The following is a 25659-nucleotide window of genomic DNA, read 5'->3' as shown; positions in this document are numbered from 1 at the left end:
ACGGTGCTGGGCCAGCAGATTCCGGTGGATGACAAGGGCCGCTTTGTGGCGCGCCAGATTCTGTCTACAGGCCCACATAGCGTGGATGTCAGTGTGACTGGCACCGATGGCCGCACGGCCACGTTCCGCCGCAATGTATCTATCCCGGACAGCGACTGGTTCTATGTCGCAGTGGGCGATTTAACGGTGGGCAAAAACCAGACCACCGGCCCGGCACAGCTGGTCACCAGCGACCTGCAGCACTACCGCAACGAAACCTATGTGGATGGACGCGGGGCTTTCTACCTGAAGGGCAAGATCAAGGGTGATTGGCTGTTGACGGCGGCAGCCGACACGCGCGAACAGCCGCTGAAAGACCTCTTTCATAACTTCAGCGAGAAAGACCCGCGCTATCTGCTGCGCCGCATCGATCCCGATGTGTACTACCCCGTCTATGGGGACGACAGCACCACGGTGGACGACGCCCCAACCCAGGGCAAGTTCTTTGTGCGTCTGGACAAGGGTGACTCCCAGGTCATGTGGGGTAACTTCCAAACCTCGTGGAGTGGCTCAGAGCTGATCCAGTATTCGCGTGGCCTGTACGGCGCGCGTGCCAAGCTGCGCTCGAATGATGCAACCTCGTTTGGCGAGCGTCGCACCGGTCTGGATGCCTTCGCGGCCGACCCGGGCACCATGGGTGCCCGCGAAGAATTTCGAGGCACCGGCGGCTCACTCTATTACATGCGCCATCAGGATGTGACCGTTGGCTCCGAGCGCGTGTGGGTCGAAGTGCGTGACCGTGATTCGGGCATGGTGATCGAGCGCCGCCAGCTGGCAGCCGGTCAGGACTACGAGGTCAATTACCTGCAGGGCCGCATCATGCTGAGCGCGCCGCTGCCGTCGACCGCTTCGGGTGGCGGCCTGATCTACACCAGCTCTCTGTCGGGTAATCCGCTGCATCTGGTGGTGACCTATGAATACGTGCCGGGCGTCAGTGCCGTGGATTCCATGGCCTACGGTGGCCGTGTCAGCCACTGGATGAACGACCATCTGCGCGTGGGGCTGACCGGTTACCGGCAGGGTGAGAAGGAGTACCGCCAGACCCTGCAGGGTCTGGATGCCACAGTGCGCCTTGCCGCTGGTACCCAGGTGAAAGCCGAAGTTGCCCGCTCCAGCGGCGTGAGCGATATCAGCACCACCTCATCGGTGGATGGCGGTTATGGCTTCAACGCTATCAACGGCGCCAGCCCCAACGAGGCCAAGGCCTACCGTGTGGAAGCGACGCTGGACCTGGCCGAGGTGACCGACAGCCACAAGGGCACGCTCAGCGCCTATGTGCAGGACAAGGAAAAAGGCTATTCCGCCCCCGGCCAGATTGCCTACAACGGCGAAGCGATTCGCCAGGCTGGAGTGAAGGTACAGATTCCGCTGACAGAGCGCACCACGGTGCAGGCCAAGGCCGATGACCGTGCAGGCGACTACCAGACCTCCAGCAACGTTGAGCTGGGTCTGCGTCATCAATGGGATGAGCAGTGGAGCACCACTGCGGCCGTGCGCCACGACAAGCGTGAGATGACGGTGGCCAACGCCAGTCCCACGCTGTCGCAAACCTGTGCAACCACCACACCATCTGGCAGCACGTCGGTAAAAGTTAACGCCGTCAGCGCCAGGTCGGGGTTTTTGTTCTCCACATGGATGGTCAGCGTGGCCACTTCACCGGCCTTGTGTGTGGCTACACCTTTGCTCCAACCGCCAGGCAAGGTGCCGGAGTCCAGCGTTTTCAGGTCAAAGGCCTTGTGCACCACCAGTGGCTGCACCGCGTGCATCGTGTTCTCTGCCGGAGGATGCTTGACCGGCTTGTCCTGCACGGTCAGACTGTTTTCGAGAATCTTGTTGGCGTAAGAGCCGTCTATATCGGCCAGCACATCCAGTTCCACATAGCAGACCACCACCTGCACACCGGTACCTGCGCCTGCCAGGTTGGCATTGCTGATGACGACCTTCTTGGGGTCGCTGACATCCACCTTTGTCACATCACCGCAGGTCTGAACGATATTCGGGCCGGGGGCCACCGTCATCTGGCCGCCACCAGAGGCGGCTGCAGGCAACTGGTCCACTAGGCCCACATTGCCCAGCGCCACCGGCGTCGGGTTGTAGAAGTTGATGCGCAGACGCGAGCGCTCGCCCGCAGTCACCACGGCCGGCGTGAAATGCTTGCTCACCCCCACCTTGCTGCCGGTCTGGAACGAGGCGGTCGCTGCGCCGCCATTGCTTTGCCCTTCGTTGCTGACCAAGCCTTTGGCAGGAATGGTGTTCTTAAAAGCCCCTGGAATGGTGGCCATGACGTCAACACTGACGGTGCAAGTGTTCTTGCCAGGCTCATCCACGCCGTTGCGCTGCTCCAGAGTTGCCCCTTGTATGGTCACCGACGTACCACCAGAGACCGCCTGCACAGAGCCGCCCGAACAGGTGGTTGCGGCATTCGCAGGGCTGGCAATCCGCAGTCCCGTATCGGCGCCTGCCTGCGTACCGTCCTGGGTAAACCAGTCCGTCAGCGTGACGCCCGTCAACTTCTGCTGCCCATTTTTGATCTCGATGGACAGTCGATTCGGCTGCCCCGGCGACACATCGGTCAGTGAAAAAGCCTTGGTGATACTGGGTGTCTCTTCCGAGGAGCGCGCCAGCGTAGCCTGCACATCCTGCTGGTTTTGCACACCGTTGTCCGCGCGAATGTCCCCTGCTTTCAGAATATTGACCCAGTTGCCAGACGTCTTGCTGCCGTCATCCACCACATCAAAGATGAAATCGCAGGTGCCCGATGGCGGCAACGAAGCGCCCTTCATGACAGCCTTGCCCGCCCCCGCTGCTCCTTCAAACGTGGGGCTGCCACCGCAAGTGCTGTACATCTTTGCCGGATCGGCCAGCTTCAGGCCCGCCGTTGCCAGGTTATCGGTGACGGCAATGCCGGTAATGGGCGCCGAGGTATCGCTGTTTTTGAGCTTGATGGTGACCGTGGACTTGCCATTGACCGTCATCACATCCGGAGAAAACGCCTTGCTGGCCGTCAACGACCCAATGAACGTCAACTTTGCCGTGTTGGAATTTACGGTCGCAGTGTTTGCCTCTGCGCCATTGGCATATGTCTGCGTCGCCTGCGTCACCTGTGCCGTATTGGAATAGATGCCGGCGGGGCCGACCACATCCACCTGAATCTCACACTGCCCCGGAGCATTGCTGCTGGCGGTGCGTGCCGGCACCTCTGCGCCATTCAACGCCAGCGAGGTCCCATCGGCTGCTGCGGTGACCGTACCGCCCACGCAGGTGGTACTGGCCTTAGGCAGCGAAGCAATGCGCAGTTGCGCTGTTCCATTGCTTGCAAGCTGCAAGGCATCACCCAGCGTGACGCCGGTCAGCTTTTGGTCGGTGTAGTTGGACAGGCGAATCTTCAACGTCACCGGAGCGCCTTCGCGCACCTCCAAATCGGGCTTGCTGTAGTCACCGCTGAAGGTTTTCTCCGCCTTCAAGGGCGCAATGACCGTCGCAGCAACCTCTTGCGACGCTTTGCCATTGCAAGTACCGGCAGCAGGGGAGCTGCCCGTATAAACACCACACTCGCCAATTCGATTTTTGACCGTGTTTCCTATCGCCGCCGTGGTCGAGGTCTGTGCCCAAAATGTGATGGTGCACGAACCTGGGGTATTGCCACTGGCCGCTGGCACACTGGACAAAGTGAACAGCAGATTGCCATCACCCTTCACATTGGTTGTGTCCACCCTGCCGTTCCCGCTGCTACAAGTGCTGCTGACTGCATAAGGCGCATCCACCAAAAAAGTGCTGCCGCTTTGCAGCGTATCGCGCACCTTCACATCATTGGCAGCAGCGCTGTTGTCGTAATTGAGCACTGTCACGTTGTACTGCACAGGATTACCCGGTGCAGCATTCACAGGCGATTGCGTCTTGTTGACCCAGAACTGATCGACCACCGTCACTGGAGCTGAAGCTGGCTGACTGACAATCGCTGCATTGCCAACATCCACTTGCCCTTTATTGATCGTATTGGTGTACGTCAGCGGTTCGTTGAGCTGATCCAGTGCCCCTGTGAATGTCACCGTGATCTTGCAGCTGCCATTGGCAGGAATGGAGTAACCCGAGGTTGTAAAGCCACGATTGCTCGATCCGCTAAGGCCGTGGCTTCCACCTGCACAGCTATTGGCGACACTGGTTGCATCCAGGTACTTCGTTCCACCCGGCGAAGCATTACTAATGCGCGCTTCATTGAACTGCGCCACGGTCAGAGCCTGGTTGCTGTCGTTGAACAGCTCCACCGTAAACGTGCCAGTCTGCCCTGCACTGACCGTGGCAGGACTCACCGTTTTGGCCACCCGCAGCGGAGAGCGCACATTGATGGAGTCACTGGCATTCCCGCTGGGCACCAACCCTTGCGCACTCGAGAAATCAGTCGCCTGCAATGTGTTGGTCTTGCTCAGTTGGTACTCACCACCCGTGTGGCGTGCTTGCACCGGGACGGTGATCGTGCAGGTCTGGCCTACGGCCACACTGACGCTGCTGACTGTCACGCCGGCAGCTGCTCCTGAGTTCGAAGTGATCGAGGGGTTGCCGCAATTGGCGTATGTGGGCGTACCTACGGGGTCAATCACCGCACCGCCGAGACTGCCGCTGTTCGTCGGGAAGATATCTTTGAAACTGACATTGGTCAGCGGCACGCCATTGCTGGGATTGGTCACCGTCAACTTCAGGTTCACGGTACCGCCATTCAGGACGGCGTCGCCCCCCTCAAAGCTTTTATCCCACGTGGGGCGCCCCACAGACTCCACCACAAAGGACTTCGATGCATCGCCCTTGTTGCTCCCCTGGTCAGAGGAGATTTTCCCCGTCAGGTCATAAACCAAGCCTTCTTGCTTCACCCCTGTCTTCGACTTGGCGATCACCGGAATGTCGATGTAACAGCTGACGGGTCCCGCCTCGGCCCCGGACTTCTGAGGAACTGTGAAACCGCTAACAACAATGGTTTTCGTATCGCTGAGGTCCACCGTGCCGGTACAGCCGCTGCCCACTGGAAGAATCTCAAGGCTGCCGACCGCTTCCAGCGAGCCATTCGCTCCCACGGGCAATAACTCGCTGAAACCGACATTGGTCAAAGTGGTTGTACTGCTGTTATTTCCAAGCGTGATCCGCAATGTGGTGGTCTCGCCGGGCTTGAGGCTCGACTTGTCGGTAGCGACATCCTTGACCCCCAACGACACCGTGAAATCTGCGAACTCCGCAGCAATCAATACGCCCGCCCCCCAGAAGCTCCCCCCCGCTAGCAACGCAGAGGCCACCAGATAACGCAACGACCTGCTAGCACACCATGTACGAAAGGGTACAGCTGCGCCCTGGGTGCCAGACGGCAGCAGCTTGGTCCAATTGAGAAGGCGAAAGTTCGGCATAGGGAGGCTTTCCACAGCCCGGAACAACCACGCAAGTGATCTCCCAGGAAAAGCAACACAAAAAAAAGAAGCTCCGCACACGGCAGAGCTTTTTGGCCGACCTAAAAAGATCAACTATTGATACAAATTCTAGGAAACGTCCTACAGATTTATCACTTTCTGTTTCAGACCACACATTTTTGACCTTTATAGACTCAATAAAGAGGTCAAATTCTCATTTATCACCTTTACTGTCCTAAATTTAGGACGAAATGTTCAAAAAAATGCAACACGATGCATGTACCGGTGTTGCATAAAAAATGAAAACTGAAGATTTCGCTTCGTCACTGAAACACTTGTTTTCTGGCCGTTTGTGTCTTTTTTTTCCAGAAAAATGACACGTGCGGCAACGCTACGGATGCCGCAAAAGGAAGTGGCTCCAGTTTTTTCAATGAGTCATCAAGTGGATTTTTTTCGAAAAAAACGACCTTGAGACAGGGTCGATTTGGAGGACGCTATGAGCACCAACCACGGTGCAATCACAGCGCCTTCAATGCAAAGTGGGTATTCGCATGAAATCCGCCAAGCGTTCGCATAGCAAAACCTCCACGGCTTCGCATGCCAAACCTAGCAGCGACTTGCATTCAAGATCGCCACTTTTAGTGCGATGAAGCCACGTAGAACTTTTCTAGCATGTCAAAGCTAGTAGTAGTGGCGCAATGTCGCAAAGCGACCCGTAGCGAACATCGAAGGGCTTGAGCACCCCGCCGCAGACCGGTCGCTCGGGACGCACCCGATCAACAGTACTCATCTGCTGAATTACAGGCATTGCAGATTTCACGACATATGAGTTGTCGCCAACCAGTTTTAGAGCGCATGCCCGTCCTCGATCTCACTACTACCTATACATGGCAGCAGGGTTGTTGACGGGTTTATCTTCAACCTCAACTCAGACGTCTTTGAAACAGGCTGCAGCCCATTATCCAATCATGTTCCCGGCTGAACTTGTGCCGCAGCCGCTTTGAGCCTTGAGAGCCGCTCTTTAAGCTGCTGCATGTACTTACCACCTGCGCCCGATCTGGTGGCATCTTGGCAATATGCAATAGCTGTCGAAATATCAGGAATCGCCTCGGCACATTTACTTAGGAGTTCGTAATAGCTTGCGATTCGGTCTTCAGCTTTGCTATCCTGCTTGGCCACCTTGAGTGCCTCGAGGGCGACATCCAAGGCCGGCTGCGTATTACCCAGTTCCAACAAAGCCTGACTCTTGCGATAGAGCAGCCAGTGATCCTTCGTCTTTGGCGCGAACTGTTCGCAGATGTCAAGGGCTCTATCTGGCATGTCTGCAGCGAGGAATGCCTTCATGACCGCTCGCACAGAGAATGGTTTCAATTCTCCCGCGTTGACCAGTGCTTGTGCAAAGATCGTTGCTGACGCAATCAGTCGATTCGCCAGTTTAGCCTTCCCCACGCTCTTGGCTGACTGCGCAGTGTTTGAAAGAGCCTCACACGCGCTCGTCCATTGCTTAGTGTCAATAGACTCAGGGGGCACCGTAAGCAGTTCTGGCATAGCACCTGCCAGTGCAATGGTGACGTCGATATGCTCATAACCGAACTTCGAAGTGAACGCGAGGAATGCCTCGTAGAACTGATCTAGGCCATCCAGCGCCGCAATTGCAATCACATCTGAGAGCTGTTTGACCTTTTCAGGTTCGGCCGATATAGCGGAAATAACTTTGGGATAAGAACGCAGGCGGGCTATCGCAGCGAGTGAGACACGAAGTGGTACTGCTGAGTAACCGCTGAGAATTCGTTCAACCAGCCAAATCATTGAAGCCTCCCCGGCCGCCTTCATTTGGTCGTTGGCTTCTTTTTGAGTCCCCAGATGCGCAATTTGGCCATGAGCAGCGTGCCACTCCGACCGATAAGCCAAAATCTCTTGGAATGAACTGAGTGCCTCTGCAGCCGATCCCGAGCGACGCAGAGCTTTACCGCGATGATGAAGTAGTTCGACTTTAAGTTCATCACGAACTCCAGAGTCGATGACAGACTGATATTCGTCAGCGCACTGTTTGTAGTAGGCTTCGCGCGCTACGTTATCAGCAATGGTGTATGCGAAATCTTCCTTCGCATCTACGATGCAGAGGACTTCTGCCAGTGAACATTTCCCCGTGATTTTCAACCCGTGAAGCTTTGCCGCGATCTCTGAACGTGCATCACCGCCGGCCTGCATCAAGGCATACATCAGCCAATCTGGCTGCCTAGTGCTGCGCGCACGGTGGGTTGCCATCAATTGCTTTTCACACAGGTGGATCTGGCGAATTGCACTAGTCAGCATTTCGCCGGAACCCTCGGCGACAAACCTCTCGATAGCATCAGAGACAGGTTGAGCGTCTGGAGTAGTTCTCACGGCGTCACAGATCAAATCATGGACTTTCAGGAGACCTGGTGTCGTTGCTGATTGAAGAATTGAAAGACGTTGAAGGTTGATAGATGCCGTCTGTGTGATAAAGGCCCCCAAAAAACGCGCGTCATGCGTTCCTGACGTGGAGTTGGCAATCATGACAAGTGCTTCCTGCGAGTGAGTATCTAGCCGGCTGAGAACTTCACGCAAGATCGATGTTCCATCTTGGCTTGACAGCAGATCTGGCTTCTCGAGAACTTCTTTGTAGAAGGACTCCTTGTCTATGCCATTCACCTTGCAAATACTCCGCGTAGTTGCGAGGATCAGCGGCGAAAACCTGCACGCCTCGACATAGCAACGTGCGAGCTCGCTGAGCTTGCTAATGTCCTCACCCAAGACTTTGACCGCAGTCTCAAATGAGAGAGACGGTGTGGCGACGTAATAGCTTTGCCCGGGCAAATTCAATGTCGACGTCACAAGGATAAGACCTCCAGCGGCCAGCCCTAGCTTCAGCTCCTCAAATGTAGACTCATCGACGGCCCAATCTAGGTTATCGATAACCAGCAACGTGGGGCAGGAGTTGAAAGCTCCAGCAACGTTAAATGGAGTGCCACCGCGCGAGCGTTTTATTGAGCTAAGCGTGGTGCCCTTTTTAAAATCATCACCATAGATCCAGATGTAGTTTCCAATTCGATCCACGTTTTGTCGAACGTAGTCGATAGCTGCTTGCGTCTTACCCGAGCCGCTTAGTCCATGTAGCACGCAAACACCTGTTCCAGACTCGAACTGCTTCTGCACAGCGCTCAGTACCAAATCGTCGGATTGGTGGTTCTCGCATCGACTCGGGATGCGCCCGTAATACTCGTAATTTTCCAGATTCTTAGCAAAGTCGGGGAAGAAATCTCCGAAGAAGGCTCCGTCACTAGGATTTGCTACAGAGAACTCGTAGATGCGCTTTGCCAATTCGCGCGCATCAAGGATTTCAACCAAATTAGCGTACTTCTGACCATGGTCGCTCTTTAGAAATTTTGCTCTGAAGGACTCCTTCTCCTCTTGACTCGCTATGAGGTAGATCTTTTTGGGATTCCCGTGCGACAGCGCATGATCAATATCATTCGCGACCTTTGGGAAGCAGGGTGTCTCGTATTCCTTGCTGGCATTAACAAAGTAGGTCTTCTCTGCACTGTATTCACCAATCACATCGCTGCTTTGAGAAAAAGTGTCGACGGTGTAACCCACTGGGCGATGGTCTTTATTTAACCCATGGTGAATCAGTTTCTTTTTTTCAATGAGCTCGAGAAGTCTGTGCCCAAACAGCTCGAGAGATGTTGCGTCGATGGAGACGATTTCATCAATGAGACTCTTGATGATGCGCTTCTTGATGGATTCAGATTGCATTTGGAGGCCAGATTTTGTTAGATGGCATACCGGCTCGGCATGTTCTTCAGTCAATCGTAACCTTTTGCCAGGAGCGCCCTCAGGTTCTCAGCGACTGCTAGCGGATAGGGAAAGCACCTCGTCCCGCACGACTCCGTAGACGACCTCCCCAAAAGCAGACATTAGCGAGCGACGGCTTGTGGCCGAGAGCAGCCATCGCAGGAAAATCAGTGCAGGGCTAGCTAGCTATCGGCTACGTCAGCGTTAAAAGGCCTCCATGCCACAGCGCGATGAGGTGGTGGATTTTCGATGCGAATCAGTGGCGGTTTTACCTTGCGAACGCATGGTGGATTTACTGCTAATACTCAGCAAAGGCCGCACCCAAAGTGGCACGCAAAGCGAAATGTGGCTGAGCTACCCCAGCACTACGAAATTCCAGCCGGCATGTTGCGAAGCACCGGCCATAACCAACACCGATCAGGGTTGCCAAAGCACAGAGATAAATTCACGGTGTGCCGCCTTGGCATTCACACCTCTTCGCATAGCAAGGCATTGGGCACGCGCGGCAACGTCTTTTGGGGAGATGCCTATCACCCTGAAATTCATCTCAAAGCCTGCGATAACGCACCTGTCGCACAGTGCAGGAGGGCGCAATGCGCAGAATTCTAAAACTCAAAGCACCTGTACTGACACGCAAGCAAGCCACCTCTGATTAGGTTTATTTTGCAGCTATGCAGCTGCACAAATGCAGCTGGCCTCAGCCTCCCTCTGATCCGGCCTAGCTGCTGGGTTGAACTGCCCAAGCGACCGCAGCCTCTCCTCTCTACGGTGTTTACATTGCGTATTTTGGGTCAACTCAACCTTTGTCCCCTCCCTCCCTCCCTCGAAAGACCTGGCTAACTATTGAAAGAACTTCGCGTCGCAATTGCGTAGGGGTTGGCGCGCAGCCACTCCGCAAAACTGTCTGCTGCCATGGGTCGGGAATGCAAATAGCCCTGCCCAAGCTGCACTCCCATCTGCTTGAGCCACACCCGCTGGCCTTCGGTCTCGATGCCTTCCACAACCAACTGCATTCGCAGCTCTTGCGCCAAGGCCACGGTATTGCCAATCACGCTGCGATACGGCCTGTTCTCAATGGAATGCCAGGTCACCTGGCTGGCCAGCTTGAGCTCGTCAAAGGGCAGCTGACACAGGCGCAGCAACGAGGAATAGCCCGTTCCGTAATCATCTAAAGACATGCGCACACCCAGTCTGCGCAGCCGGCTCACGTTCTGAAAACAGGCAGCACTCGCAACAGAGGGCGCATCTTCCGTGACCTCCAAAGTCACAAGGGAAAGTGGCAATGTGTGCTCACCCAGGCGGCCAATCAGGCGACCAATCAATGCGTCATTGGCCAGCTGAAGCATGCTGAGGTTAAAAGAAAAACCCAGCGTTCGCCCCTGACTGTGCAGCTCGGTCTGGCAGGCCAGACCCTGGTCCAGAAGATCGCACAGCAGCTCATCCAAAAGCAGTGTTTCAAAGGCCATCAACGGGATGAATGCTGCAGGCGCTAGCAGACCGCGCTGAGGATGCTCCCAGCGGGCAAGCACTTCCACAGAATGCACCGCATTGCTTTCCAGTTCAAACTTTGGCTGCACGTAAGCCACAAACTCGTGACAGCGCAACCCTCTGAGAATTTCGTGCACATTCGGGGTGTAGCCAAATAAAGTTGCCGGCGCACTTTGGTAAGGTTCAGCGCTGATCGACTGTTGAATGGGGCATGTAGTCCGCATGTCTGGAGCACTTATTGAAGTCATCCAGAAAGGGTATGCGAATGTGCTTCTTTGCGGTCAAAGGTCCGTCTGCACCCCTGCCAAGATACACCTTGAGTAACACCGAGAAACTTCTCGGTACAAAGTTCACCCAGCTTGCAGCAACCGGTTAATTTGTTCCAGTGTCTCAAGTAATTCCTGACCCGCGTCACTCAGGGCCACGGAAAATCCATCGCCACCAAGCTCCTCAAGCTCCATGCACTGCTCCAGCAGTACCTGATGACTGAGCAGGTAAGCAGTCCCCTTGAGCTTGTGCACGATGCGCATCGCTGCAAGCAGGTCGTGCTCATCGAGCGCGCGGCGCAAGGCATCGCCTTCACTTTGATTACTGGTGATGACCTGCTTGGCCATCGCAGCCTGAATGTCATTGGCCATTAATGAAGTTTCAACAGCCTGCGACTGCCCTGTCTCCAGCTTGGGGATGAGGCGGTTGAGCGCAGCCAGATTGGCAGGCTTGGCCAGCGCGTGATCCATACCCGCATACAGACAGCGCTGAAACACTTCGCGCTGCGCATCTGCGGTAAGACCGATGATCAAGCAGGGTTTGATGGACTGCCCCTGCTCCAGACGGCGAATGGCACGGGCCATCTCAAGGCCGTCCATCTCCGGCATATTGCAGTCGGTAATCACTACGTCGATGTCATGCTTGCTCCAGACAGCAAGCCCCTCCAGCCCATTGCAAGCGGTCAGCGTACGGTGACCCAGGTAGCCAATTTGCTGAACCAGTAAATACTGGCTTGGCAGATGGTCCTCCACAATCAGTACCGTCAGCACTGCTGCTGTATTTGCCGAAGATTCGATGCTGTTTTGCGTCGCTGCATCCACCATCACCCGCGCCAGCTTGACCGAAAAATCAATCCGCGTGCCGCTGCCCACCTCGCTTTGCACATTCAGCTTGCTGCCCATCAGCAGGCACAGCGCCTGACTGATCGCCAGCCCAAGGCCTGCGCCAGCATTGGGGTTGCTGACCACACCATCCACCCCGCGAAAAGGTTTGAAGATTTGCTCCAGCTGCGCAGCGGGAATGCCCACTCCGGTATCGATCACGCTGATGTTAAAACGCAATTCACTGTCGCCTGCTACTTCCACCGAGCAGCGCAGATCCACACTTCCTTGCTGCGTAAATTTGATGGCATTGCCAAGCAGGTTGGAGACGATCTGCTTGAGCTTCACCGCATCGCCCCACACCTGCTCTGCAGCGCCTGCATCAATGCTCAAGTTCAGGCGCAACTGTTTCTGGCGCGCAAGGCCAGAGAAAACATTGCCCACAGACTCCAGCAGATCTTTCACCCGGATCGGCTCCACCTCCAAGGTCAGCTTGCCCGCTTCAATCCGCGAGATATCCAGAATGTCGCCAATGAGCGCAAGCAGGCTTATTGCCGACTCATAGGCGATGTGCGCAAACTGATGGTTCTGCTGTGCATCGCCCTTGCGTGTCAGCACCAGCTCCAGCATGCCAATGATGGCATTGAGCGGGGTGCGAATCTCATGGCTCATCGTGGCAAGGAACACCGACTTGGCACTGCTGGCCTTGTCTGCAGACTCTTTGGCAACCTGCAACTCGTCCAGCAGCAACTGCCGCTGCTGCAGATCCTCGCGTTTGCTGCGAATGCGCCTGCGCTGGGCAACAATTAGCACCCCCGCTACCAGCAGCAGCACACCAAGCACCTCAAAGATGCGCCAGACGTAGGATGCAACGCCCTCCCAGTACTTGTCATCAGTGGCTGAATTGGCACGCCAGCGGCCAATAATCTGCAGTGACTCCCGGGGCGTAATCTCCAGCAGCGCCTTATCAAGGATAGAGATTAATGCTGCCTGCCCCTGCGGCGCGCCAAACACAATACCGGCGTCAAAACCACTGAGAACGTCTCCCGCCTTCAAGCTATTTTCGTACTTGTAGGACAGGTAATAGCGCACCATGTTGGCGGGTGCAAGAGCCTGATCCACGCGGCCATCGCGCACCAGCTTGAAGGCCTCGCCCATGGTCTGGGTTTCCTTAAAGACCAGATGCGGATACCGGCTCCTGAACTGCTCGGGGTCGACATAGCCTTTGGCAATAGCTACGGTTGTCCCTTTTTTTTCATCCTGATCGTCACGCACAAAGTCCTTGCGCTGCACAAACAAATAGTGGGTGCTCGACAGCGGCTCCGTACGCAGATAAGGCAGTGACGCTGAAGCTGTATCGGGCAGGATGCTCAGCGTTCCATGACCGTGATCGAGCAGTTTGTGCGCTTCTGTGAGCGAGCTGACGCGATGAATCTTGAAACGCAACCCGGTCTTGCGCCGGATGATGTCCAGCACATCTGACGCAATACCATTGAGGCGCCCGCGACTGTTGAAGAAAGCGAAAGGTGCCAGGTCCTCGCTGACCACCAGCTCCACCGTCTCAGCGCGCTCCAGCCAGTCGAGCTCTGCAGAGCTGAGCCGATGACGAAATTCACTGACACTGCACTCTTCTGTTCCACCCCACAGATGCTGCGCACTGATCATCTGGCATCGGGTCAGCCCACCTAAAGCCTGCTGAAGTATTCCTGCAAGCACCGTGTTGTCTGGCAGCATGCCAAAGCCGGCTTTCACCTCAGGCAGCTTGGCACTCTGGTTGATCACAAACTGATTGCTGAACAACTGGCTAGACAGGTACTCCGTAGAGACGGTGTCGCCCAAAAACACATCGTTTTCACCGTTCAGCACCGAGGCCATTGCCAGCAAAGCCGACGGATACTGCTGAAAACGGCCACGCCCGCCAATGCTTTCAAACAGCTCCAGCATCATGCCGCTGGCTACTGCAATGCGGGTCTTGCCGTCCGTTGTGCTGTACTCATGCAAGTCTCCGCCCTCAGAAAATAGTGCCAGTTGCGCCAGCGAATAGGGGGCACTCAGCACCCAGCCATTGCTTTGCGCCATCAAGGCATTGACATTGCTGACCATGTCAATGCGGCCGTCGCGCAGTGCGGCATACATCTCGCCACGGGTATCAAAGGCACGCACTTGCACAGGCACACCCAGCTCGCGCTGCAAGGCAGATACATAGTCCGCCACAAGGCCTTCCAGACGCTGGCCCTGCGCGAAGATACGAAACGGTGGCAACGGATCGTTGAGAACACCAACTGCCAGCGATTGCTTGTGCGCAAGCCACTGCTGCTGTGGCTTGGACAGGGTGGCCCTCAACTCATTGAGCGCTTGCCGAGGCACAGGCGTGAGCAGGTGTTCGCCCGCAAAACTAGCCCGGCTGCAGATCAGCAGACAAAGGGCGATGTACAGCAGGCGCTTCACTGGCGAACTTTCAGCTCAGATCAGATGGTGCTGCCGAGCGATTTCGCCCAGTTCAATCACTGAAGCAACACTGAGCTTGGTCTGAATATTGACCTTGTGCCCACTCACCGTCTTGTTACTCAAGCTCAGCCGCTGCGCGATTTCTCGATTGGACAAGCCCTCAGCCAGCAGCTTCAGGATCTGCAGCTCCCTGTCCGTCAGATCGTCTAGCCCCCCACTCACCTTCGCTTTGCCAAGCAAAGGCATGGCGCTTTTGGGAAAGAAAACATAGCCATCCGCAATCGTCTTGATGGCCTTGGTCAGCTTGTCGATAGGTTCACTCTTGCTGACAAAACCGCTTGCCCCGGCCTGCAGGCACCGCGTGGCATAACTGTCTTTGGACTGCGACGTAAACACAAGCACCCGGACGTCGAGTTTCTCTCTGGTAATGCGCTTGAGCACGGTCAGCCCATCAAGCTTTTCCAGCCCGATATCCAAAATGACGATATCTGGCATTAGCGACTCAATCATGCGCAAAGCATCAATGCCGTCGGCGGTTTCACCAACGGCCTCAAAGCCAATGGGCAGCAAAGCTTGGCGTATGGCCTCGCAAATCAATGGATGATCATCAACGATCAGGACTTTCTTTCGCATGGGGCCATCGCAACCTTAAGAAGTACCGCTTTTGCTCAAGCGGCAGGGGTAATTAGGCTTTTCTGTGACCTACTCCCCCAATAGGCGTGCCGGTACCGAGTGAGTAAGTCCAAGCTTTTAGAGGTTACTCCATCTCTAAAGGTTGCACTCGATTGCCTGTGGCAATTGACTTTTGATGACCTTTGCTAACATTTGCAGGCGCAGCAGCGCGCCTATTTTTATCAGCCCATTCATGGCGCAGCGCCTGCCCCGGCAAAACGTTGATGAGCCCGTCCGACAGCCTGTAGACATTGAATTTTTTCTGCACAAGCAAGCGCAGACCCATGCGCAGGCAAACGCAACCACCCCTGATGCCATTCAAGGCCGGTGCTGCAGTAACGCGCCAGCCTTGCTGCGAACGCGCCCCCTGCACGCACGCTAACGCTGAAGGGCCAAAGTGGTGAGCAGCGTGCACACCCTTGCTTTATCTGGCCCCACCCGCATTGCGTGCACCAGCTGCGGTTGCCTGCCGCCCGCCGATCACATCTGCCGCAGCCATCACAACCATCGCCTTCATCACAAGCATTGGGTTCACCGGGTAGCGTGGTCCGCGCTTAGGCTGTTTCAATGCCATGCTCCGCATCATAAAAATAATAGCTTCCATCGCTTACAAAAAAAGGTTTTCAGATAGTTTTATATCTGAAAACCTTTATGGGTAAGCCTTAGAAGCTATTAAAACAACTTAAGCGCCAATCACTCGGCCCTTGGAACTCAGTTGTAGTCAATCACGTAGTTCATCGTGCCATTCGCTTGGCCAGCCTTGACTGTGCTGTTACCGATACGCTCATAGCCCACATCCATGGGCAGTCTATAGCGCTCTCCACCAGACTCCGAGCGCATCCAGTCCATATCAACTGCACTCCCGGGCAGTTTCGCGCCATTCCTGCTCAAGGCAATTTCAACACCTGTTGCACCGCCTGGCGTAAGGCTGAGCCTGCCCGGACCATTGAAGCGGCCCTCAAAATAAACCTTGACTGGCAACTTGGAGCCAGCGGGCAACCCGGTACATACCACCTCCAGATTTAAGCGACGTGTTTTGCGCAGCGGCAAATCCGCCGCATTGACCTTACCTAGCGGGAAAGTGATGGTCTGGGCACCCGCGCAACCCGTGAAGTACTCCTTGGTGGTCAGCAAAACCCTGCTGTTGGCATAAAAGGTCAGTGCCGTCCAATCATGGTATCTGGCATACACCGTGAAATTCAAATCGACATTGCCAGTTTTAATTTCATATGCCGTGCGAATAAATTCCACATAGAGATCACTGATACCAAAAGCAAGAGCCACTGCGTTTTGCCTACTCCTGCTGAAAGGTACCGTGTCCGTGAAATAGTCTTTCTCCGCGAGCCTGAACCCTACACCGGGCACATTCGTTTTGTAGACATCGCTGTAGCCTGGCTCCAGTGTGGCCCCCTCCAGCCAATATGAAGTGTTTACTGTTGGCACTTTCAAATGCGGGCACTTAAGATATGGCATGCCCCTGAAGGCGTAGTCCAACCGAAAACTGCCCATAGATCGACCAACGGGAACAACCTTGAGCTCTTGCGTTGGAAGGAACACAAAGTTGGTGGTGCGCGATGCGGTGCCCGGGATTGAAGCTGCCGGTTGCTCGAGCCAATAGCATTGGTTCCTGTTTTGAGCGCTGGCGCTCAGGGCCGTGAACACCGTTGCTGCGGCAAGAAGAAGGTTTTTAATCACAGGGTGGCTCCGTGTTCAGCCTGCGCATCACCGCAGGTAACGTTTACTTGGTCATAGGTCAGAGCACTGTCCTTGGCTGGCAAGGTGTAGGGGGCTGAACAGACTCCCCCGCCCCAGCGCACAGTCACCCAGCCGTCATCCTTGATGCCAAATACCAGGGCGCGGGACTGGTGGTCAATCACCGCCAGCACGCTGCCCGCGTCATCCTCTACGCGGGCACCAAAAGGCAGTTTTTCGCCATCGCTTGTGGTCAGAACAAACTGCACACGCCGGCCCGAGGATGCGTCAAAGCTGGCCTTGACCACGGCACCGCGCCGCGGCACAACGTACTGCGATGTTTCACGCACATCCACGTCGGCACCCAGCGTCAGCGTGTCAATGCCAATGCTGTTGTAGCGATAGGGCTGCACATAACTCTCAATGGCATAGCCCGCCTTGTTCGTATGAGTGAGCGCTCCGTTCACGCTCACTCCCTCTACTCCGGGCACTTCCACCAGCGCAAAGGTTTCTCCCACCGGCTGACCGAAGGTGATGCCACCGGCATGCGCAACCACAGAGCCCGAGGCAGATGCATCAACGTGGCGCAATGCACCAGATTGCGAGTAGTTGCCAGCCAGCTTGGCCGCAGGTGCATCCCACAACACGCCACGGCTGCCAGAGCGCTGGCTGTCAGCCGAGCCCGCTTGCGCGAAGTAAGACAGCCTGCTGTCATCGTCCAGGTAGCCCGATACCCCAGCCTGTACGGTGTTGCTGCCGTCGCTCGAACGGGTCATCTGGCTGTATACCCGTTGTTGCGAGCGCGAGCCCAGCGGAATGCTCACTGATACGGCAAGCTGGTTTTCTGGCTTGCGCAAGGAGTTGGTATTTTTTGTGCGTGATGCTGAGATGCTGTAGCTGATGTTGCGAAAATTGCCGCTGTAGCCCAGTTGCATGCTTTGTGCACTGCCCGCACGGTCGCGGTAGCTGGTTTCACTCATGCTGGCGTATACCGAGCCATAGCTACCCAGAGGCTGGTTCAGGTTCAGGTTGATGCGTTTCTTGGGCCGGCCGTTGACGAATGGGTACAGATCAGAGCCGTTGCGCTCCTGAATATGTTCACGCACCGTGCGATAACCCACGGTGGAGTAAAGGTAGCCCGCCATGGTGAAGGCTGTGCTGGTGCGAGAGAAGGTTTTTGAGTAAAGCAGGCGTGTACTCTGACCGGTCGTGGTGTTGCCGCCATGACGGCTTCGAGACTGGCTGTTGGTAATGTCCAGCGACACACCACCGAATGCACTGTTCAAACCCAGGCCGAGGTTGATTGCGCGATAGCCGCTGGCGCTTAAAAAGCCACCAGAGACCGTCAGATTGTTGGTGGCACCATAAACCGCGGTGGCCTGCAGCAGATGGGGCGCCTTCAGGCCATCGGCGTCGTACTCACCCACCGACAGGCTGTATCGAAAGGCACCCCGGCGCACCATCACCGGCAGGTGGGAATAAGCTTGAGTGAATGTGCGCTTGCGGCCATCAGATTCAACGATTGTTACGTCAAGATCGCCGTTGGAGCCGCCGGGGTACAGATCGCGAATCTCAAAAGCGCCCGGCGACACGGTGGTGGAATAGATGACGTAGCCGTTCTGGCGCACTTCAACCGTGGCGTGCGTTTCGGCAATGCCATGCACCACCGGTGCGTAACCGGCCAGGTCATCAGGCAGCATGCCAATGTCCGAACCTAGCTGCACACCGCGAAAGCGGCTGCTTTCAAAAATATCGCTGTTCGTATAAAGCTGGCCAATGGCAAAACGACCTTTGAGCGAAGTGACATCACGCTCCACGTAGCTGCGGTTGCTGGAAAAACGACGCTTTACCCCCGTGCTCTGGCTCAGGGATGAATCGTTGCGCAGGCGCCATTGGCCAAGGTTTAAACCATTGCGCAATCCCAGGTACGCGTAGTCACTGCGGAAGTTGCCGCCCGTGTTGCGGTTCACGGTCCACTGGTAGTTCGTGAAGGCCGCTGGCACACCTGCATCCCAAAGTGAGGGGTCTACGTAGCCCCGCGAGTTACGGCTGATATACGCCTGGGGAACACTGAGAAAAAGGGCGAGCTTGGAGACATCCATCTCAACGGCAGAGCCCTCAATGCGCGCCAAAGTAACGGCCTCATCGTCAGCGCCGTTTTCAGACACGATGCCTTCTTTTTGCAGCCGCTCAATGTCCACCCCCATTTCGCGCAACAGGCCAATACGGATCACCGGCTGCACCTCTGAGCGCGCTCCCTGTGCAATGAAGTCCATGCTCTGGCGGCGTTCCAGGCGCTGATTCAGATAGAGATCGACGCGGTAGCTGCCGGGCACCATACCGTTGGACTTTTCAAAGAAGCGCAGATCAACATTGGCCCCCTTGTCTTTGAGGAACATGGGGTTGAACTGGATGGCGTTTGCGGGCGACACACTCATCAGGCATGCCACTGCCAGGCAAGGCAGTGGCGCGCCTGCCTGCATCCAGATGCGCTGCCTTCTGGGCTTTTCTTTGTTTTTTTCATCTGTATGCAACGCAGTTGGAGCCCACGTGAAAGGCACGTTCTGCGCAGAGGTAGTAGCCGCATCAAGTGAGTGAATGAAAAAAACTGGGCCAATACCGCGTCACAGACGCAGCGAGGCCTGGTGCTTGACCAGCCCCCCGTAGTCATTGATAGATTCCCAGCGCACTTGTGCATCGCCGCTGAACGTGGCGGGTAGCGGCAGGGTGAACGCCATGCGCTCGGTGCCCTGAGGCGCAACCATGGAAGGCTCCACCCCATACTCTTTCTGGTCCACGACGATGCTCACCTTGGCGAACGAGACATGGAACGCAGAGTCATTGCTGGCCAGCAGCACAGGAGAGCCCGAGGTTTTCTCGATGCGCCATGTCAGGTTGCGCGCAGCAGCATCGGCTGTGCCCGGCAGATCCTTGGGGCGATAAAACAGCTTTAACCGCTGCCGGATAGCGATCTGCAGACTGTTCTCAAACTCGCTGACCTGGGGAATTTCTTGAACGCTCAGCCACACCACTGACTCGCGGTCCTGCGGCAGACCCACGCCCTGATAGAAGATGCGCAGCGTCTGCTCTTTGCGGTGGCCCAGGCGAGCCAGCGATGGTGTGATGGCAAACGGGACATCGCTCTCAGCCTGACTGGGCATCGCCTCAATCCAGGACTGAATCATGATGTCGTTAACGCCTTCATTGCGTACCTGAAGCGTGGCCTCCTGCTGCGTGGCGGGAAAAATAACTCTTGTTCCGCCAATCTGGATGCCAGCCACGCCTATTGCTGTGTACGTCGAAAATACCAGTACCAGATATACGCGTAAAAATAACTTTATTTTCATTAACGGCTCGCTGAAACTGGGGGCATAAAAGCCCCCCGGCACAATTTATTCGTACGTCATGGAGAAAGGCAAAGTGCCGTCGGCTGTGCCAACCACCAGGGTCGCACCGTTAGCAACATACGAAGCACGCATGCGCAACTCGGCAGTAAAGTTGCCAGCGCCGGCATCCGTCAGTTCTGCAACATATGCCTGGTTGGCAGACAGATTAATGAGCTGGTTCGATTCGTCGTACAGCCCAATACCTACGCCTCGTGCCACACCGTCAGTTTTCAGAAGGCTGTTATTGCTCGCATCGATACCCGAGCCGGACATGGGATCAAATTTGAACTTAACTTTAGTCACGCCGGCTGCAGTGCAATCGAGTGACAAGTTAATCGACGCACCGGCAACCATATTGCCGGTACCAGCATTGGTAATACTGCTGGCACTGACCTTGCCCAGCGGCACGTTGATGTTCTTGCCATTGACATCGGTGCCAGCCCCGCCTGTTACCACGCACGAAGCGGAGGTGATTTCACCGGTGAAGTTAATGGTGCCATCAGCAGCCATTGCGGTACTGGTCAATGCGCAAGCTGCGCAGGCCGCAATAATGGTCTTCAATTTTTTCATAATTTAGAACTTCCATACTGTTCGCCGTTATTAGCGAGTGGAAATTCGCTAAATAATAGAAAATAAATGAACAAGAATTTTCTTGATAACAAATAAGACTCTTCTCCAATACACGAAATAAATGCAATGAGCGCATCCTCAGATTCAGTCACTTGATAATTCAAGAGCCAATATATTATCTATTCAACTTTAAGCAATAAATAATAAAGACTTTCATCAATAATTAATCAAGCATGATTTTTTACTGCGTAGTCTTAAGTCAAGCGGCACTGTATTTAAAGAAATATTTTCGAGAGTTACAATGAAATTTCGCACAACGAAACAAATACAGCATGGGCAACCCTTCCGACCGCAACTTGCCATTACGTTCTGAGATGAAATCCAATACAGCCTGCGCGCAGGTACAAGAAGTCAACGACCCAGACTCTGGTGCTGAACCTGAGGGCGCAATCCCATCAACGGGCAGCGTTATTGCGGTCATCCGGGCGATGAAGGTGCTGGATGCTTTTGCGTTGGGAGAGTCGCATCTGACGCTGGCCGAGCTCAGCCGGCGCTGCCAATTGCACAAGACCACTGCACTGCGCATTGCACGCACGCTTGCGCAGTCTGGATATCTGGTTCAGCGCGAAGACGGTGACTGGCGTCTGGGCCCCGCAACAGGCTGGCTGGGAGCGCGATACCAGGCAGGTTTTGACGTGCAAAACGTGCTTGAACCTGCACTGCGCGCCCTCACTCTGGCCAGCGGAGAAAGTGCTGCCTTCTACGTCAGAGAAGGCAATGTGAGAACCTGTCTTGTGCGTGTAGAAGGGCCACAAGCGCTGCGCCATCACGCACGCATGGGTGAAGGCCTGCCGCTGGACAAAGGCTCTCCAGGGCGCGTGATACTTGCTTTTTCTGGAGCGCCCGGGGAGTTATACGAAGCCATACGCCAGCGTGGTTTTCACTGGTCTATCGGAGAACGCGAGCAAGGCGTGGCCACCATTTCTGCACCCGTTTTTGGCAAGCACTGGCGGCTTCTAGGCTCCGTGTGCGTGTCTGGCCCTGCTTCACGCCTGCCTCAGCAAAAATTGGAAGAAATGGCCAAAACGGTGATTGCTGCAGCCAACCAGCTGTCCTATGCACTGGCCGGAAATACGGGCACAGCAGCACCTCTAGTCCGAGAAAGCTACTGGCACCCGTGATGATGGCCGCGCCCTCTTCCCTCAGAGGGGCTGACACAGGCGTGCAAATCAAAGGCTTGCGCTAGAGACAAGGCCTGAGCAGGTGCCCCAATTCAAGATGCTGGCGAGCAGCTGCAGGTGCTATGCATGGGGGTCATGGGGCCAGTAGTGGCTGTCCGGCACAGGGCGAGCACCAAAGATGGCCTGACCAACGCGCACCACCGTAGCGCCTTCCTCGATGGCGATCTCGAAATCACCGGACATGCCCATGGACAGTTCTTGCAGCCCGATGCAGGGGTGCGTGCTCTGCTGCAATTGGTCGCGCAGCTTGCGCAGCAGCACGAAGCACTGGCGCACGCGCTCAGCCTCGCTGGAGAACAGCGCCAGCGTCATCAGCCCGCGCACGCGCAGCGCAGAGAACGCAGGCAGCGCCTGCATGAAGGCCAGCGCATTCTCAGGAGCCACACCGTACTTGCTGGCTTCGCCCGAGGTGTTGACCTGCACGAACACGTCCAGCGAACGGCCTTCGATCTGCAGGCGGCGATCCAACGCTTGGGCAACGCGCAGGCTGTCCAGCGCCTGAAACTCGGTTGCAAACCGCGCCACCAGTTTGGCTTTGTTGGTTTGCAAATGGCCAATGACCGACCATTGCAGATCGTGCAGATCCTGCATGGCTTCGTATTTGCGGTGCGCCTCTTGCACCTTGTTTTCACCCAACAATCGGCAACCGGCAGCGTAGGCCAGCCGCAGGCTTGCCTCGGGCTTGGTCTTGCTGACCGGCAGCAGGCGCACGGTTGCAGGATCGCGGTCACAGCGGCGGCAGGCTGCCTCGATGCGCGTGCGCACTGCCGCCAGATTGCGTTGCAAATCTTCGACCGTGGTGGCCTCGGGGTAGTGACCATGCTGTGGCTGTGTTTCAGAAGGCTTGAACATCATCCCACTCTCTTGCCGGCTGGCGCCGGGGAAATGACAGCTGTCGAAGCTCTGTGCGGCAACCGGCCATTGAGCACTGCATATGCAACCAGCCCGATGACCAGGCCCCAGAACGCCCCGCCAATGCCTAGCAAGGTGATGTTGGCAGCAGCAGCCAAAAAGGTGATCAGTGAGGCCTCGCGTGTCTTGGGATCAGCCATCGCGCTGCCAAGGCTGGCACCGATGGTGCCCAGCAGCGCCAGACCCGCCAGCGTGGTGATGAAGGTTGCAGGAAAGGCCATGAAAACAGCCGCCAGCGTCACGCCAAACACCCCGACCAGGGTGTAGAAAATGCCTGCAGCAATGCCGGCAATCCACCGCTTGGATGGGTCTTCATGCGCCTGCGGGCCAGTGCAGATGGCAGCGGTGATGGCGGCAATGTTGAAGGCGTGCGAACCGAATGGAGCCATCAGCAGGGAGCCAAGTCCGGTCATGGCGACGATGGGGTTGGCACTGGTTTGAAAGCCATCGTTGCGCAGCACCAGCATGCCGGGCATGTACTGGCCCGTCAGGGTGATGAGAAACAGCGGCAACGCCACACTCAGCAGTGCGTTGACAGAAAACGCGGGCATGGTGAAGACCGGTGCGGCCAACGTCAGTGACAGCCCCGACAGATCGATACGCTCTTGAACCAGCAGGAAAACCAGCCCCAGCAACAAAATACCCACCACCGCATAGCGTGCGCAAAAGCGTTTGAGCACCACATAGGCAACGATTAACAGCCCGGCCAGCAGCGGCTCTAGGCTCATGCCGCCGAAGGCTTTGATTCCGAATTGCAGCAAGATACCTGCCAGCAGCCCCGCCGCCACGCCCGGCGGTATCAGGCGAATGACCCGGTCAAACCAGCCTGACAGGCCCAGCACCACGAAGGCGGCACCGCAGATCAGGTAGGCACCAACCGCTTGTGCGTAAGGCACGCTCGCCAGTGCTGTGACCAGAAATGCCGCCGCTGGTGTGGACCAGGCGGTGATGATCGGCTCGCGAGATATCCAGCTCAGGATGATCCCCGTTACCCCCACACCAATGGAAACTGACCACACCCACGATGCCGTCAGCTCCGCGCTGAGGCCGGCCACCTTGGCTGCCTGGAACACCAAAATGAAAGTACCACCGTAGTTGACGATGACTGAGATCAGGCCCGCCACGACGGGATGGGTGAAATCGTTCCAGCGAAACGACGAAGGTAAAGAAGCAGATGGCATGGCCTGACGGTGACTGCGAAAGCGTGTGCTGAGTGGATGGGGAAATGCATTTGTAGCTTTAAAATGGCCTGATGTTCCCCGCCATTTTTTTAATGAGATACCGGCCAATTGTTCAAACACGCGCAACTTGAATCCGTCAAAGCCTGGATGGGCGACCCTGCACACGGCGCTTTGCCACTGCATGCGCGTGTGCAACGTGCCATTCGCCAGTTAATCCTCGACGGTGCGCTGGATGTGGGAAGACCATTGCCCGCATCACGCGCGCTGGCAAAGTCGCTGGAGGTTTCGCGCGATACGGTCGAGTCGGCCTATAGCCAGTTGCACGCGGAAGGCTTCATCGAGCGGCGTGTGGGCAGCGGCAGTTTCGTATCGGAGCGGGTGCAACGCCTGCCGGGACGTGGCAAGCGCAGGAACATGGATGTGGGCCACAAGGAGACCCCGCGCCTGAGCCAGCGCGGCCAGGCAATGTTTCAGGATGGGGGCGTGCGTGACTTTCTGGCGCCGCGCCCGTTCGCGCCCGGTGTGCCCGAGACACGCAATTTCCCGCTCTCTACCTGGGAGCGGCTGGAGCGGCAGGTGCTCAAGGAATACGGCACGCAAGCGCTGCTGCATAGCCCGCCGCAGGGAATGGAGCCACTGCGCCGGGCCATTGCCGATTACGTCAATCTAGAGCGGGGGGCATGTGCCACAGCCGAGCGCGTACTGGTGCTGACCAGCTCACAGCAGGCTTTGACCCTGTGCGCCAGCGTGCTGCTGGATGCAGGCGAGCGCATCTTCATTGAAGACCCTGTCTACCACGGTGCACGCAAAGCGTTCGATGCCGCCGGGCTGCAATGCGTGCCGGTGCCACTGGATGCCGATGGCCTGCAGGTAGAGCACCTGCTTGAGGCGACGCAAACGCTTGGTGAGGCGGCCCGCGCTGTATTCCTGACGCCGTCGCACCAGTTCCCCACCGGGGCAACACTGTCGCTGGACCGGCGGCTGGCCATCATCGAATGGGCCAGGCAGCACCACAGCTGGATCATCGAAGATGACTATGACAGCGAGTTTCACTACGCGGGCAAACCCACCGCCTGCGTGCAGGGTCTCGATCCGCATGACCGGACAATCTACATTGGCACCTTCACCAAATCACTGTTTCCCGGGCTGCGCATCGGTTATATGGTGCTGCCGCCGTCGCTGGTCGCGCCCATGACGGTGGCCCGCACGCTGCTGGATGGACACAGCGCACCGATTCCGCAACTGACACTTGCACGCTTCATTGAAGGCGGCCACTTTGGTGCCCACGTGCGCACCATGCGCGCCGTTTATGCCGAGCGCCGCGATGTGCTGGCAAGGCTGATTGGCGAGCATCTGGCAGATTTTGTGGAACCACATGTGCCGTCAGGGGGCATGCAGATGCCCTGCGTATTCATCCGCGACATTCCCGAGCGAGAGGCGGTGGAGGCCGCACATCGGGCTGGTATCGACTTACTGGGCCTGACAGCGCTGCACGCATCGAGCCGGCACCAAGCGGGCTTTCTCATGGGGTTTGCCGCCCATGCGCCACACGAGCTAGAAACCGCAGTAAAGAAGCTGGCGAACGTGCTGCTCAAGTTGTGCCCCTAGCCCCCTTTGCACCTACTGGCAATGCAGGAGGAGAAATGGGTGGCAAGCCATAACACTTGCTTATGGTGACAAGACTGTTTTGGGGCGTTGCCCTGAAAAACCGCACAGGGGTCGGCAGCACTTCA

At 56.4% G+C, this 25659-nt stretch carries 15 protein-coding genes; 2 read left to right on the top strand and 13 right to left on the bottom strand.

Going from position 1 to position 25659, the window contains the following annotated elements:
• Positions 1 to 1496: 1496 nt before the first annotated feature.
• The 11 genes from H9646_RS18625 to H9646_RS06620 all read right to left on the bottom strand — a co-directional run bounded on the left by H9646_RS18625 (position 1497) and on the right by H9646_RS06620 (position 20592).
• Positions 1497 to 5429, bottom strand: coding sequence for a DUF7933 domain-containing protein (locus H9646_RS18625; protein ID WP_191722563.1), 3933 nt, complete (start codon positions 5427 to 5429; stop codon positions 1497 to 1499).
• Positions 5430 to 6395: 966 nt separating this feature from the next.
• On the bottom strand, positions 6396 to 9209 hold the full coding sequence (locus tag H9646_RS06660; RefSeq protein WP_191722562.1) for a tetratricopeptide repeat protein: 2814 nt from the start codon (positions 9207 to 9209) through the stop codon (positions 6396 to 6398).
• An 875-nt stretch (positions 9210 to 10084) separates the two neighbouring features.
• Positions 10085 to 10960, bottom strand: a complete 876-nt coding sequence (locus tag H9646_RS06655) for an EAL domain-containing protein (RefSeq protein ID WP_191722561.1) — start codon at positions 10958 to 10960, stop codon at positions 10085 to 10087.
• A gap of 126 nt (positions 10961 to 11086) precedes the next feature.
• Positions 11087 to 14272 (bottom strand): ATP-binding protein, encoded by a 3186-nt coding sequence (locus H9646_RS06650; protein ID WP_191722560.1) that lies wholly within the window; start codon positions 14270 to 14272, stop codon positions 11087 to 11089.
• A gap of 15 nt (positions 14273 to 14287) precedes the next feature.
• Positions 14288 to 14905, bottom strand: coding sequence for a response regulator transcription factor (locus H9646_RS06645; protein ID WP_191722559.1), 618 nt, complete (start codon positions 14903 to 14905; stop codon positions 14288 to 14290).
• A 124-nt stretch (positions 14906 to 15029) separates the two neighbouring features.
• Positions 15030 to 15230 carry a hypothetical protein gene (locus tag H9646_RS06640; RefSeq protein WP_191722558.1) on the bottom strand — a complete coding sequence of 67 codons (201 nt, stop codon included), beginning with the start codon at positions 15228 to 15230 and terminating at the stop codon, positions 15030 to 15032.
• 138 nt (positions 15231 to 15368) lie between these two features.
• Positions 15369 to 15548: a hypothetical protein gene (locus H9646_RS18380; RefSeq protein ID WP_225214026.1), complete on the bottom strand. Its 180-nt coding sequence runs from the start codon at positions 15546 to 15548 to the stop codon at positions 15369 to 15371.
• A 107-nt stretch (positions 15549 to 15655) separates the two neighbouring features.
• Positions 15656 to 16639, bottom strand: coding sequence for a fimbrial protein (locus H9646_RS06635; RefSeq protein ID WP_191722557.1), 984 nt, complete (start codon positions 16637 to 16639; stop codon positions 15656 to 15658).
• A complete protein-coding gene (locus H9646_RS06630; protein ID WP_225214025.1) occupies positions 16636 to 19074 on the bottom strand; it encodes a fimbria/pilus outer membrane usher protein in 2439 nt (812 codons plus the stop codon). The genes H9646_RS06635 and H9646_RS06630 overlap by 4 nt, the downstream gene beginning before the upstream one ends.
• 186 nt (positions 19075 to 19260) lie before the next feature.
• Positions 19261 to 19983: a fimbrial biogenesis chaperone gene (locus H9646_RS06625; RefSeq protein ID WP_191722555.1), complete on the bottom strand. Its 723-nt coding sequence runs from the start codon at positions 19981 to 19983 to the stop codon at positions 19261 to 19263.
• Between the two features lie 45 nt (positions 19984 to 20028).
• Complete coding sequence (locus tag H9646_RS06620; RefSeq protein ID WP_191722554.1) at positions 20029 to 20592, bottom strand: fimbrial protein; 564 nt, start codon at positions 20590 to 20592, stop codon at positions 20029 to 20031.
• Positions 20593 to 20966: 374 nt separating this feature from the next.
• Between H9646_RS06620 and H9646_RS06615 the strand changes: the two genes are divergently transcribed.
• Positions 20967 to 21773 carry an IclR family transcriptional regulator gene (locus tag H9646_RS06615; RefSeq protein WP_225214024.1) on the top strand — a complete coding sequence of 269 codons (807 nt, stop codon included), beginning with the start codon at positions 20967 to 20969 and terminating at the stop codon, positions 21771 to 21773.
• Between the two features lie 120 nt (positions 21774 to 21893).
• On the opposite strand, the gene H9646_RS06610 is transcribed toward H9646_RS06615, so the two are convergent.
• Both H9646_RS06610 and H9646_RS06605 read right to left on the bottom strand, forming a co-directional pair.
• On the bottom strand, positions 21894 to 22688 hold the full coding sequence (locus H9646_RS06610) for a YggS family pyridoxal phosphate-dependent enzyme (RefSeq protein ID WP_404813085.1): 795 nt from the start codon (positions 22686 to 22688) through the stop codon (positions 21894 to 21896).
• Positions 22685 to 23926, bottom strand: a complete 1242-nt coding sequence (locus H9646_RS06605; RefSeq protein ID WP_191722552.1) for a benzoate/H(+) symporter BenE family transporter — start codon at positions 23924 to 23926, stop codon at positions 22685 to 22687. Before H9646_RS06605 ends, H9646_RS06610 begins: the two co-directional genes overlap by 4 nt.
• Positions 23927 to 24034: 108 nt before the next feature.
• On the opposite strand from H9646_RS06605, the gene pdxR reads away from it, so the two are divergent.
• Complete coding sequence (gene pdxR, locus H9646_RS06600; protein WP_191722551.1) at positions 24035 to 25534, top strand: MocR-like pyridoxine biosynthesis transcription factor PdxR; 1500 nt, start codon at positions 24035 to 24037, stop codon at positions 25532 to 25534.
• The last annotated feature ends 125 nt before the right edge of the window (positions 25535 to 25659 follow it).

This window comes from Comamonas avium (assembly GCF_014836675.1).
Lineage (GTDB): Bacteria > Pseudomonadota > Gammaproteobacteria > Burkholderiales > Burkholderiaceae_C > Comamonas > Comamonas avium.
Note: the sequence above shows the minus strand (reverse complement) of the source record. Positions and strands in the feature narration are given on the sequence as shown.